Genomic DNA, 12,921 nt, shown 5'->3' with positions numbered 1-12,921 from the left:
GAATGTCGACACGGTTCGCGGAGCAGGTCGCGGTCATCACCGGCGCCACCTCGGGCATCGGCAAGGCGGTGGCGCTACGGCTGGCCGCCGAGGGCGCGGCGGTGGTTCTCGGTGCGCGCGGCAAGGACGCCGGTGATCAGGTCGCCGAGGAGATTCGCGCCGCGGGTGGCCGGGCGCTGTTCGTCCCGACGGATGTGACGGTGGAGGCCGACGTGGCCCGGCTGACCGAGACCGCCGTCGGCGAGTTCGGCCGTCTGGACGTGGCGTTCAACAATGCGGGCGCGGTGCGGGCGTTCGGACCGATCGCCGAGATCGACGAGGCGGGCTGGCGCGCCGACCTCGAACTCAATCTGACGGCCGTGTTCTACGGCCTGCGTCATCAGGTGCCTGCGCTCGTCGCGTCGGGCGGCGGCGCGATCCTGAACAATGCGTCGAACCTGGGCGTGGTCGGCATGGGCTCGGTCGCGCCGTACGTCGCCGCCAAGCACGGCGTCGTCGGGCTGACCAAGGCCGTCGCGCTGGAATCCGCCGATCAGGGTGTGCGGGTCAACGCGCTGGTGTCGGGTGCGGTGGACACCCCCGCGTTCCGCGACTCGATGGGCGCGACGCCCGAGGGCGAGGCGGCGATCGCGGCGCTGCACCCGCTCGGCCGGATCGCCGCGCCGGACGAGATCGCCTCGTTCTGCGCCTATCTGCTCAGCAGGGAGGCGAGCTTCGTCACCGGCGCGGCCCTCGCGATCGACGGCGGATTCACCGCGCGCTGAGCGCCGAACGCCCAGCGGCCGAACGCCGAACGCCGAACGCCGAACGCCACGACGATGCACGTATCGTCGTGGCGTTCGGCGGAACAGCGGCTCGGCAGACCTCATCGCACCACCGAGCTCGCGGGCACACCCCGGGTTCAGACCCGGGCGAGCAGCTTGCGCAGCGGCTTCACCAACGGCGCCGCCGCGGCACCGCCCGTGACGACCTCGGGCCTGCGGCCGCGCACCAGCCGATCGAAATCGGCCGCGCTGTGCGCGGGTTCGGGCAGGCGACCGGCGTTGTAGTCGTCGGCCAGCTGCCGCACGGTCTGCTGTGCGCAGGACTTGTTGGTGCCGATGAAGCCGGTGGGGCCGCGCTTGATCCAGCCGGTGACATAGGCGCCGGGCAGCACCGCGCCGCCCGCTTCGCCGAGCACCCTGCCCTCCGCGTTCGGGATCACGCCCGCCTGCTCGTCGAAGGGCAGACCGCGCAGCGGCACACCGCGATAGCCGACCGAGGTGAGCACGAGCCCGGCCTCGATGCGCTCGGTCTCGCCGGTGGCGACGGCCTTGGTGCGTCCGTCGGCCTCGGTGACCAGCTCGTTGCGGCCGATCTCCAGACCGGTCACCCGGTCCTCGCCGAGCACGGCGGTCGGCGCGGCCAGGTAGCGGAAGACGATCCGCTTGCGCTCGCCGGACGGCCGCTCGGCGACCTTGTGCAGCAGGCGCAGCTTCTGCTCGATCTTGTACGGCAGGTCGGCGGTGATCTCCGGCAGCTCGCCCTCGACCGCGATGTCCACGTCGGAGCCGAGCAGACCCACGAATTCAGGCACGGTGAAAGCGGATTCGGCCGGACCGCGGCGGCCGAGCACGACCACCTCTTCGATCTTGCTCTCGCGCAACGCCCGCAGCGCGTACGGCGCGATGTCGGTGCCGGCGAGCGTGGCCGGATCGGAGGCCAGGATGCGCGCGACGTCCAGCGCGACATTGCCGTTGCCGACGATCACCGCGCGCCGCTGCGACAGATCGAATCGAGCGTCCGCGTGGTCGGGGTGCCCGTTGTACCAGGCCACGAAGTCGGTGGCCGACACATTGCCGGGCAGGCCCTCCCCGGGGATGCCGAGCTTGCGGTCCGAGGACGCGCCGACGGCGTAGATCACCGCGTGGAAGTGGTCGAGCAACTCCTCGTGCGCGACGTGCGCGCCGACCTCGACGTTCAGGTACGAACCGAAGCCGGGCTGCGCCGAGATCACGTCGAAGAGCTCGCTGACCTGCCTGGTCTCGGCGTGGTCCGGCGCGACGCCGTGCCGGGCCAGGCCGTAGGGCACCGGCAGCCGGTCGAACACGGTCACCGAGACGTTCGGCTGGGTCAGCAGCTCGTCCGCGGCATACATCGCCGACGGACCCGAGCCGACGATCGCCACCCGCAATGGCGCCCGCTCGGCACGGATCTCCGCCGCGGGCACCGGCCGGGCCAGCAGCGGACGCGGCCGGGACTGCCGGTAGAAGTCGGCGTTGATCTCGATGAAGGGCTTCTGCTCCTCGGTCAGCCGCTTCGACGAGGTGATGGCGTCGACGGGGCAGGCCGTGGCGCATGCGCCGCAGTCCACGCAGGCCTTCGGATCGACGTACAGCATCTCCGCCGTGCGGAAGTCCGGCTCGTCGGGCGTGGGATGGATGCAGTTGACCGGGCAGGCGTACACGCAAGACGCGTCGCTGCAACAGGATTGGGTGACGACGTAGGGCATGGTCGACCGCCGCTCAGCCCGCGTGCACGACGCGCAGTGGCTCCGAGCGGTAGCGGCTCATCGGGCCGTCGATGCCGAGCAGCTTCCACACCCGCTTGGAGATCGGGTTGATCAGGCCGAGTTCCTTGGCCAGGGCGCGCACGTCGACGAAGTAGTCGGCGAAGACCTGCTCGGCCTCCTTGGAGCCGTAGAACAGCTCCTTGCGCACCTTCGCCGGGATGTCGAACTCCTCGAAGAACTTCCTCGGCGGGGTCGCGATGGAACGGCCGAGGATCCACATGACGATCGGCATCGCGATCGACAGCACGAACCGGTTGGCGGCGCTCCGCTCGGGCACGTGGTTCTTCAGGAACTCGTGCGCGAACGAGATGTGGCGGGCCTCCTCGGCGACGTGGATCGCCATCACGCCGAGCATGATCGGGTGGACCTCGTCGCCGGAGCGCAGGATGTCCTTCTGGATGTGGTCGATCGGCTCCTCGCCCGCGAGCACGGCCATGAAGAACAGGTTCGGGAATTTGGCGGCGACCGGCGCGGCCAGGTACTTGAACTTGCTCACCAAGGGACCCATGCCGGGCACATCCAGACCGATCCGGTTCACCATCTCCTGGAACATCAGGGTGTGGTTGTGCTCCTCGATCATCTCGTGGGAGCAGTAGCGGAACTCGGGCGAGCCGTTGGGCAGGCCGAAGTTGTGAATCACCATGCCGCTGATGAGGATCGACTCGAATTGCAGACCGACCTTGGCGACGTTGGCCTGGCGGTACTTGCCCAGCGCGATCTGCTTGTCCTTGGGCAGGGCCAGGTACCAGGGGTGGCGGCCGAGCGGGTCGGCCGACTGCGGCAGGATCCAGCGCTCCTCGCCCGCGTCGGCGGCGTAATCCGGATTGTCCCAGTCGATGTCCTCGAACGGGTCGAAGTGCTTGTTCACCGAGCCCTCGGACAGCAGCAGCAGCTTGGCGGCGTATTTCTGCGCCTGCTCGAGATCGGGATCGATAGCGTGCTTCTCGGCTGTCGACATCGTCGTCACTGCCTTCCTCGGGGGACGTTTACCTGTACCCCATAGTTACACCTACGGCCGGTGACGTCAACTCTCCGCACAGCGGAGCACGGTCTGGGCCCGCGCCGCGCGCGGAAGCGCCGGCAGACGAGTCGGCGGCGGCCGGGTGTGTTCACCCGACCGCCGCCGTTGTGACCAGGATCAGACCGGTCCGAACGGTGCCGATCCCGCGACCACGCCGTCTGCGGGCAGCGTGAAAGCGAGGACGACACCGCAGGCGGACGCAGCCGCGGCCGATGACATCCTGGTCAGCTTGCGCCGCGCGCGCCGCAGGCCCTTCCCCCTGCGATGCGCACCCGCGGCCGTTTCCTCGGCGGACGCCGCCGTCTGCCGCGCGACCAGCGCCGCGCCGTCCGCGATCGTGCGTTCCGGATCCGGAGCGACGACCACAGGTCGCGCCAGTTCCTCGGCGAGCACGCCGGACACCTCCGTCGGCCGGGCCGCGCCGCCGACCGCGAGGACGCAGTCGACGTCGGCCATGGTCACGTCGGCCCGCCGCAGGCAGCGGTAGACCAGTTCCAGCGAGGCGCGCACATGCTCGGCGCGTAGTTCGTCGGCGACCGAACCGTCCAGCGCGCCTGCCGCCGAGGATCCGCCGCCCCGCGCCGCGACCAGCGCGCCGAACGCGCGCCCGCCGAATTCCACGGAACGCAGCGGGACGCCGACGATCGGATCGTGCGGCCTGCCCGCGCCGACCCGGACCAGCGCGACGTCGAGGCTCGCGCCGCCCAGGTCGTAGACCAGGGCGAGGCCGGGCATCACCGGACCGTGCGCCGCCTCCAGCCAAGCCGCCGCCGCGACCGGCTCGGCGACCAGCGCGACGTGGTGCAGGCCGATCGCGTCCAGCGCGCCGCGTAGCTCGGCCAGCTCGTCGGCGCCGTAGCCCGCCGGATGGGTCAGCGTGACTTCCGCGCCCACCGCCCTGCGGTCGCTCATCGCCTCGGTGATGAGGCAGTCGGTGACCACGGCGACGAGATCCGCGGGCGCGAGCGTGCGGTTGCCGACCCTGGCCGTCACGACGCCGCGGCGACCGAGATCGGCGAATTCGGTGATCGCCCTGCCGTGCCGGGGCATCAGGCCGACGCGCGCCATCCCGGTGCTGTCGAAGGTCAACGTGGTGCGCCGGGTGACGGACGGTGCGGGTCTGGCGTGCCGCCGGTGGCCGAGCAGACCCGGCGGCGACTTGGCCGATGCCGTGTCCGCCAGCGCGGTCACCGAGTTGACCATACCGATGCTCAAACCAAGACCAACTGCCATCGCGTTTCACCCGATCGACGAGCCGATGCGCTTCGAACACCACCCACGCAACCACTCGGCGACCGTCGTGCCAACCACCGGACAGCGGGTTGTCCGCACCCCGCCGGTCGCCGTGCGCGAGCCGAACCGATCACCGGCGTAGCATCCGACCTGCCCGATCGACCTTGGGACACACCGGTACTGCGCAACGCGACACGGTGCCTCGTGACTTTCCGATCGCCGGTCCGCATTTGCCGACTGTCAATGCGGCTCTACACAGCACCGACCGCACTTCTGGCGATGTCAGCAATGTCCCAGCAGCCCGATGGGATTCGCCCACACGGCCCCGAAATCGTTCCGGGACAGCGCGTTCCGCGCCAACCGCGGGTACCCGGGGACTCAGCTCGCGGGCAGCTCCGGAATCCGGGTCGCGCGGACGTACACCGTCTCGCCGTCGGAGAGCCGCAGCGCCTCGGCGTCACCGCGGGTGACCTGGGCGGCGAAGTGGTCGCCGGTGGCCGCGTTGCGCAGCTCCACGCGCACCTCGAAGCCGAGGTGCACGACCCGCTCCACCGTGGCGCGGGTGACGCCCGCCGATTCCGCGGTGCCCTCGTCCGAGGCGAGCGCCATGCTCGCATCGCGGCCGACGCGAATGTCGTGCGGGCGCACCAGATGTCCGTTCAGCCGCGCCACATCGCCGAGGAAGGACATGACGAATTCGTTGGACGGCCGGTCGTAGACGTCCTCGGGGGTGCCGATCTGCTCGATCCGCCCCTTGTTCATCACCGCGATGCGGTCGGCGACGTCGAGCGCCTCCTCCTGGTCGTGGGTCACCAGCACGGTGGTCACGTGGACCTCCTCGTGCAGGCGGCGCAGCCAGGTGCGCAGGTCGGCGCGGACCTTGGCGTCCAGCGCGCCGAACGGCTCGTCCAGCAGCAGCACCTGCGGGTCCACCGCGAGCGCCCGGGCCAGTGCCATGCGCTGGCGCTGGCCGCCGGACAGCTGGGCCGGGTAGCGGTGCTGGAAGCCGTCCAGGCCGACGATGCCGAGCAGCTCGTCGACCCGCTTCGCGATCTCGTTCTTGGGCCGCTTGCGGATCTTCAGGCCGAACGCCACGTTGTCGCGCACGGTCATGTGCTTGAACGCCGCGTAGTGCTGGAAGACGAAGCCGATGTCGCGCTTCTGCGGCGGCACCCGGGTCACGTCGTTGCCCGCGATCGTGACGACGCCGGAGTCCAGCGACTCCAGCCCGGCGATCGAGCGCAGCAGCGTCGATTTGCCGGAACCGGAGGGACCGAGCAGCGCGGTCAGCTCGCCGGACGGGATGTCGATGGTGACATCGTCTAGCGCCGCGAAGGTGCCGTAGTTCTTCCTTGCGTTGGTCACGGTGATCATTTGGCGCCCCGCTTGCGTTCGAGAAGAGTCATGAGAAGAAGAGTCACGAGGGCGATGCCCATCAGCAGGGTCGCGGCGCAGTAGGCGCCGAACGAGTTGTGGTCGTTGATGTAGCGGCCGTGCACCAGCAGCGTCAGCGTCAGCGACTGGCCGGGCAGCGCCGAGGACACCATGATCACCGCACCGAACTCGCCGAGCGCACGCGCGACGGTGAGCACCACGCCGTAGGTCAGGCCCCAGCGGATCGCGGGCAGGGTGATCCGCCAGAACGTCTGCCACCGCGACGCGCCGAGGGTGGCCGCGGCCTGCTCCTGGTCGTCGCCGATCTCGTGCAGCACCGGCTCCACTTCGCGCACCACGAACGGCAGCGTGACGAAGATGGTGGCGATCACCATGCCGGGCAGGTTGAAGATCACCTTCAGGCCCGCGTTCTCCAGGCCGCCGAACCAGCCGCCCGCGCCCCACAGCAGGATCAGCGACACACCGACGACGACCGGCGAGACCGCGAACGGCAGGTCGACGATGCCCTGCACCAGGTTGCGGCCGGGGAAGCGGCCGCGCACCAGCGCGATGGCGGTCACCACGCCGAAGACCACGTTCACCGGCACCACGATCGCCACGATGAGCAGCGACAGCTGGAACGCCGATTGGGCCGCGGGCGTGGTGATCGAGTCGATGAACGCGCCGATGCCGTTCTCGAAGGTGCGCCACAGGATGATGATCAGCGGAAGCAGCAAGAGCACGAACAGGTAGCCCAGTGCCACCGTCCGCAGCGAAATGCGGGTCAGGGCGGACGGTTTCATCGGGTCGCCTGCTCCTTACGCGCGCTGCGGTCCGCGAGCAGACGCAGCACGAGCAGCGTCACGAACGAGATCGCCAGCAGCGCCACCGAGACGGCCGCCGCGTTGACCGGCCGATCGATCTCGATCTGCTTCTGGATGTACTGCGAGGCCATCTCCGTCTTGCGCGGGATGGCGCCGCCGATCAGCACGACCGAACCGTATTCGCCGATCGCGCGGGCGAAGGCCAGGCCGCCGCCGCTGATGATCGCGGGTGCCAGCGTCGGCAGCACGATCCTGCGGAAGGTGGTCCAGTTGTCCGCGCCCAGGGAGAGCGCGGCCTGCTCGACCTCACGGTCGGCCTCCATGAGCACCGGCTGCACCGAGCGCACCACGAACGGAAGCGTGACGAACGCCAGAGCCACCACCAGACCGGGCTGGGTGGCGTTCAAGTGGATGTCGATCGGGCTCTGCGGACCGTAGAGCGACAGCAGCACAATGCTGGCGACGATGGTGGGTAGCGCGAACGGTAGGTCGATCAGCGCGTTGACGATCCCCTTACCGGGGAAGTCGTCGCGCACCAGCACCCAGGCGATGAGGGTGCCCATCACCACATTGATCAGCGCGACGATCACCGACACGAGGACCGTGATGCGCAGCGAGTCGAGCGCGGCAGGTGCGGTGATCGCCTCCCAGAAGCCGGACCAGCCGTCCTCGAAGGAGGTCACGGTCAGCGCGGCCAGCGGCAGCAGCACGATGATGCTGAGCCACAGCACCGTGGTCGCGATGCCGAGCGGGCCCACCGAGCCGCTCACCCGCAGCCACGACCAGCGCGAGCGCCCCGGGCGTGCTGCTTTCTTGGTTACGCCGGGACCGGGGGCGACCCCGGTCCCGGCGGTACTGCTGTCAGTCACAATCGTCCAGTATCCCGTGTGCTGTGGGTCACCCAGCTACTTGGTCGCGTTGTCGTAGATGACCGCGACGCTGCCGGTGTTGGGAGCGAACAGCTCCTTGTCCACGGTCTTCCAGCCACCGAGGTCGGCGATCGTCCACAGCTTCTGCGGAGTCGGGAAGTCCTTGGCGAAGTCGCTCGCGACCTTCGGGTCGACCGGACGGAAACCGGCCTCGGCCCATGCCTTCTGACCGGCCGGGGTGAACAGGAAGTCACGGAAGGCGACGGCCTTCTCCGGGTTCTTGCTGTTCTTCAGCACCGCGACCGGGTTCTCGATCTTGAACGTGGTCGGCGGGATGATGTGCTCGATCGGGTCACCCTTGCGCTCGGAGAAGATGGCCTCGTTCTCGTAGCTCAGCAGCACGTCACCGGTGCCCTGCAGGAAGGTCTCGGTGGCTTCGCGGCCCGACTTGGGCTGCACCTTGATGTGCTCCTTGGAGACCAGCTGGCTCAGGTAGTCCAAGCCCGCCTGCGGGTTCTTGCCGCCGTCGGACTTCGCCGCGTACGGGGCGAGCAGGTTCCACTTGGCCGAGCCGGAGCTGAACGGGTTGGGCGTGACCACCTCGACGCCCGGCTTCAGCAGGTCGTCCCAGTCCTTGATGCCCTTCGGGTTGCCCTTGCGCACCACGATCGCGACCACGGAGCCGAACGGAATTCCCTTGTTGGCGTCGGCATTCCAGTTCGCGTCGACCAGGCCTGCGTCGACGAGGCGGGTGATGTCGGGCTCCACCGAGAAGTTCACGACATCGGCCTCGGCCCCGTCCTTGACCTTGCGGGACTGGTCACCGGAGGCGCCGTAGGACGGCTGGATCTGGACGCCCTTGCCCGCATCGGTCTTGTTGAACTCGGGGACGACCTTGTCGAATCCGGGCTTGGGGACGGCGTAGGCGTACAGGTTCAAGGTGCCGCCGCTGCCGTCGGCCCCACCTCCGCCCACGGTGTCGCTGGCTCCGCCGCCGCAGGCGGTGAGCACGACCGCCGCTACCGCGGTGAGCGCGGCGGCGGCATAGCGTCGGCGCGGGGCGAGCCAAGTGTTGCGAGACATCGTCGGGTGGGACCTTTCCTGCGGACCGCCACGCGGATCGAAAAAGACCGTGGCAGCGTAAGATTCGTGTCGATCGGGTAGACCTGCCGCCGAACTGCGCGACAGTGGCGCGACTACCGGCCGGAAACGGCCGACGCGGGGGTCGGGGACGTCTGCGAAAAATTGCACGCCAGTCTACGGGGCAGGGACGCGCAGACGTGCCCGGTCACCGATCAACGACAGAGAATGTCCGCGACCGCGAGGTTGCCGACAGCGATCAACGCCAATTCATGGCGGACCTGCGGGACGGCACTCGAAGACACGGGCAGACTGTAGCAGAGCACAGCTCGCTAGTTCGAATCGAAGAGTTCCTGAACAAGGGGGGTTTCATCCCATGACGATCAGTCCGGATCGGGTCCGCACACGTTTGCCCGGCATCAGCACTCGCGCGTGGGAACACCCCGCCGACCGCACCGCCCTGGTGGCGCTGCGCTCGCTGACCGGATTCGACACCGTATTGCGCACCCTCTCTGGTTTGCTGCAAGAACGCCAGCACCGGCTGCTCTACCTGGCCACCGCCGTACGGGTGGACGAGCGGCAGTTCCGGACGCTGCACGACTTGCGCGCGGACTGCGTGCAGATCCTGGACGCGCCGATCACGCCGGAGATGTTCGTGCTGCAGAGCCCGCACGTGAACGCCTTCACCATCGGCATGGACCGGCCGTTCATCGTGGTGACCACCGCGCTGATCGACCTCATGGACACCGAAGAACTGCGCTTCGTGGTCGGCCACGAGCTCGGGCACGCGCTGTCCGGGCACGCGGTCTACCGCACGATGCTCATGCACCTGCTGCGGCTCACGGCGAGCGTCGGTTGGATGCCGGTCGGCGGCTGGGCGCTGCGCGCCATCGTGGCCGCGCTCATGGAGTGGAGCCGCAAGTCGGAGCTGTCGGGCGACCGGGCGGGACTGCTCTGCGGCCAGGACGTGGAGGCGTCGGTGCGGGTGCACATGAAGACCGCGGGCGGCGCGTGCGTGCACGAGATGAACCACGGGGCGTTCCTGGCCCAGGCGGACGACTACCAGCGCGCGGGCGACCTGCGCGACGGCGTCCTCAAGCTGTTGAACCTGGAGTTGCAGTCGCATCCGTTCTCGGTGCTGCGCGCCGCCGAACTGCGCCGCTGGATCCAGAGCGGCGAGTACAACCGCGTGCTCGCGGGCGACTACCCGCACCGCGCGCACGACAAGAACACCAGCATCAGCGCGGAGATCAAGGAGGCGGCCCGCACCTACCGGCAGAACTTCGACCAGTCCGAGGACCCGCTCGTGCGCACCGTGCGCAACCTCGGCCGCGACGTCGGCGCGGCGGTCGGCACCGTCGGCCACGAGGTCGGCGAAACCATCTCCACTCTCGGCAAGCGCCTCGCAGACTGGCGCAACGGCGACCGGGCGGACTGAGCGCGCATCCTTTCCCACGCCCCGCAGGCCGCGGACGGCCTGCGGGGCGTCGGAAGCGCCGCGAATCCGTGCGGGCGATTCAGCGGGTGAAGAACCAGGCGATGACGACGAGCACGAGCAGGGCGAGCAGGGCCAGTTGGACCCGGGAGCGCGGCATCAACGTGCTCCGGTCTGAACGGGCCTGCGGTCGCCCGGCCGGTCGTCGACCAGGACCGGGGACGGCTCGGCGAGGATCGCGGCGTCGGCGACGGTGAGCTCGCGGGCGCGGTTGCGGCCGAGCAGCTGCAAGGCGGCGCGCAGCGCGCGGTCGAGCAGGTACGCGATGGCGAAACTCACCGGGACCATGCCGACAAGGACAACGAGGAACTGCGGGATGAACGGCAATCCCGCGACCCACAGCTCGAAACCGTCCCACCAACCTGCAACGCGATGCACGGATACCAGCCTACTGGCCCAACCTGAGCAACCGACCGGCGCATTCGGGTGGACGGCGGGCCTGGGCGGCACACATGATGGGGTATGGCGTCAACGGATGATCTGACAGTTCGCGAACCCGACGATCTGCCGGTGCTCAGCGCGCTCACTCAGTCCAGGCATCGCGGCACCCATCCCCCCATCGACGACTACGCCTTCCTGTCCGACTGCGAGACCAGCTGCCTGATCTCGAGCAACGGCGCGGTCGAGTGGATGTGCGTGCCGCGCCCCGACTCCCCCAGCGTCTTCGGCGCGATGCTGGACCGCAGCGCCGGGCACTTCCGGATCGGCCCGTACGGCGTCAACGTGCCCGCCGCGCGCCGCTACCTGCCCGGCGGCATGATCCTGGAGACCACCTGGCAGACCGACACCGGCTGGCTCATCGTGCGCGACGCGCTGGTGCTCGGGCCGTGGCACAACAACGTCCAGCGCAGCAAGACCCATCGGCGCACCCCGATGGACTGGGACGCCGAGCACATGCTGCTGCGCACTGTGAAATGCGTCAACGGCACGGTCGAGCTGGAGATGAGCTGCGAACCGGCCTTCGACTACCACCGCTCCACGGCGCGCTGGGAGTACACCGGCAAGGTCTACGAGGAAGCCACGGCGGTGTGCAGCAGCGATCCCAGCGCGGGCCCGACCCTGGTGCTCACCACCGATCTGCGCCTGGGGCTGGAGGGGCGCGAGGCTCGGGCGCGCACCAGGATGCGCGAGGGCGACCAGGTCTTCGTCGCGCTCACCTGGTCGGATCTGCCCGCCCCCAAGACATTCGAGGACGCCGCAGAGAAGATGTGGATGACCACCGAGTGCTGGCGGCAGTGGATCACCCTCGGCAAATTCCCGGATCACCCATGGCGCAACTACTTACAGCGCAGCGCGTTGACGCTCAAGGGCCTGACCTACGCGCCGACCGGCGCGCTGATGGCGGCGGCCACCACCTCGCTGCCGGAAACCCCTGGTGGCGAACGCAATTGGGACTACCGCTTCAGCTGGGTGCGCGACTCCAGCTTCGCCCTGTGGGGCCTGTACACGCTCGGACTCGACCGCGAGGCCGACGACTTCTTCTGCTTCCTCAACGACGCGACGACCGGCGACAACGGCGAACCCGTTCCGCTGCAAGTGCTCTACGGCATCGGCGGGGAACGCGATCTCGTCGAGAGCGAGCTGGAGCACCTGAAGGGCTACGACGGCGCCCAGCCCGTGCGCATCGGCAACGGCGCCTACAACCAGAACCAGCACGACATCTGGGGCACCATGCTCGACGCGGTGTACCTGCACGTGAAGTCGCGCCAGCAGGTCCCCGAGACGTTGTGGCCGCTGCTGGAGCGGCAGGTGAACGCCGCGATCACACACTGGCGCGAGCCCGACCGCGGGATCTGGGAGGTGCGCGGCGAACCGCAGCACTTCACCTCCTCGAAGGTGATGTGCTGGGTGGCGCTGGATCGCGGCGCCAAACTGGCCGAACTGCACGGCCAGTTCCAGCGCGCCACCGAGTGGTACACGATCGCCGAGGAGATCAGGGACGACGTGCTCGCCAACGGCGTGACGAGCGAGGGCGTCTTCACCCAGGTCTACGGCGGGGACACCCTGGACGCCGCGCTGCTGCTCGTGGTGCTGACCCGCTTCCTCCCGCCCGACGACCACCGGGTGCGCGCCACCGTGCTCGCCATCGCCGACCGGCTCACCGAGAACGGGCTGGTGCTGCGCTACCGCACCGAGACCACCGACGACGGACTCACCGGCGAGGAGGGCACCTTCACCATCTGCTCGTTCTGGCTGGTCTCGGCGCTGGTCGAGATCGGCGAGCTCCAGCGGGCACGGCACCTGTGCGAGCGCCTGCTCGGCTTCGCCAGCCCGCTGCGGCTCTACGCCGAGGAGATCGACCCGCGCAGCGGACGGCACCTGGGCAACTACCCGCAGGCGTTCACCCATCTGGCGCTGATCAACGCGGTCACCCACGTGATCAGGGCCGAGGCCAAGCGCGGGGCCGGACAGTTCCAGCCCGCACACTCCCCGCCGATCAGCCCCGCCTGAGCTGTGCCGCCGTCCGCGGCGGG

The 12,921-nt window shown here is 69.3% G+C and carries 12 protein-coding genes; 3 read left to right on the top strand and 9 right to left on the bottom strand.

Features of this window, described 5'->3' with window-relative positions; genetic code table 11:
* Positions 1-2 precede the first annotated feature (2 nt).
* A complete protein-coding gene (locus AC3ERS_RS02085; protein ID WP_431962843.1) occupies positions 3-764 on the top strand; it encodes an SDR family NAD(P)-dependent oxidoreductase in 762 nt (253 codons plus the stop codon).
* A gap of 137 nt (positions 765-901) precedes the next feature.
* Here the strand turns inward: AC3ERS_RS02085 and AC3ERS_RS02080 are convergent, their stop codons facing one another.
* The 8 genes from AC3ERS_RS02080 to AC3ERS_RS02045 form a co-directional block, all read right to left on the bottom strand.
* Complete coding sequence (locus AC3ERS_RS02080) at positions 902-2,491, bottom strand: FAD-dependent oxidoreductase (protein ID WP_431962841.1); 1,590 nt, start codon at positions 2,489-2,491, stop codon at positions 902-904.
* A 13-nt stretch (positions 2,492-2,504) separates the two neighbouring features.
* A complete protein-coding gene (locus AC3ERS_RS02075; protein WP_431962839.1) occupies positions 2,505-3,509 on the bottom strand; it encodes an AurF N-oxygenase family protein in 1,005 nt (334 codons plus the stop codon).
* A gap of 180 nt (positions 3,510-3,689) precedes the next feature.
* The gene (locus AC3ERS_RS02070; protein ID WP_431962837.1) at positions 3,690-4,763 is read right to left on the bottom strand and encodes an Hsp70 family protein; all 1,074 of its coding nucleotides are present in this window, start codon (positions 4,761-4,763) and stop codon (positions 3,690-3,692) included.
* A gap of 420 nt (positions 4,764-5,183) precedes the next feature.
* On the bottom strand, positions 5,184-6,179 hold the full coding sequence (locus tag AC3ERS_RS02065; protein WP_431962835.1) for a sulfate/molybdate ABC transporter ATP-binding protein: 996 nt from the start codon (positions 6,177-6,179) through the stop codon (positions 5,184-5,186).
* Positions 6,176-6,982, bottom strand: a complete 807-nt coding sequence (gene cysW / locus AC3ERS_RS02060) for a sulfate ABC transporter permease subunit CysW (RefSeq protein ID WP_431962833.1) — start codon at positions 6,980-6,982, stop codon at positions 6,176-6,178. The genes AC3ERS_RS02065 and cysW overlap by 4 nt, the downstream gene beginning before the upstream one ends.
* On the bottom strand, positions 6,979-7,872 hold the full coding sequence (gene cysT / locus AC3ERS_RS02055; RefSeq protein WP_431962831.1) for a sulfate ABC transporter permease subunit CysT: 894 nt from the start codon (positions 7,870-7,872) through the stop codon (positions 6,979-6,981). The genes cysW and cysT overlap by 4 nt, the downstream gene beginning before the upstream one ends.
* Before the next feature lie 36 nt (positions 7,873-7,908).
* On the bottom strand, positions 7,909-8,955 hold the full coding sequence (locus AC3ERS_RS02050; RefSeq protein WP_431962829.1) for a sulfate ABC transporter substrate-binding protein: 1,047 nt from the start codon (positions 8,953-8,955) through the stop codon (positions 7,909-7,911).
* 212 nt (positions 8,956-9,167) lie between these two features.
* Positions 9,168-9,257 (bottom strand): Ms4533A family Cys-rich leader peptide, encoded by a 90-nt coding sequence (locus AC3ERS_RS02045; protein WP_309546086.1) that lies wholly within the window; start codon positions 9,255-9,257, stop codon positions 9,168-9,170.
* Positions 9,258-9,328: 71 nt separating this feature from the next.
* Here AC3ERS_RS02045 and AC3ERS_RS02040 point away from each other — a divergent pair, with 71 nt between their 5' ends.
* Positions 9,329-10,390 (top strand): M48 family metallopeptidase, encoded by a 1,062-nt coding sequence (locus tag AC3ERS_RS02040; protein ID WP_431962827.1) that lies wholly within the window; start codon positions 9,329-9,331, stop codon positions 10,388-10,390.
* 156 nt (positions 10,391-10,546) lie between these two features.
* Here the strand turns inward: AC3ERS_RS02040 and AC3ERS_RS02035 are convergent, their stop codons facing one another.
* Complete coding sequence (locus AC3ERS_RS02035) at positions 10,547-10,825, bottom strand: hypothetical protein (protein ID WP_431962825.1); 279 nt, start codon at positions 10,823-10,825, stop codon at positions 10,547-10,549.
* Positions 10,826-10,909: 84 nt separating this feature from the next.
* On the opposite strand from AC3ERS_RS02035, the gene AC3ERS_RS02030 reads away from it, so the two are divergent.
* Entirely contained in the window at positions 10,910-12,898 is a 1,989-nt protein-coding gene (locus AC3ERS_RS02030) for a glycoside hydrolase family 15 protein (protein WP_431962823.1), read from the top strand.
* Positions 12,899-12,921: the final 23 nt, after the last annotated feature.

This window comes from Nocardia sp. bgisy134, from assembly GCF_057708325.1.
This window is presented reverse-complemented; position numbering and strand designations above follow the sequence as displayed.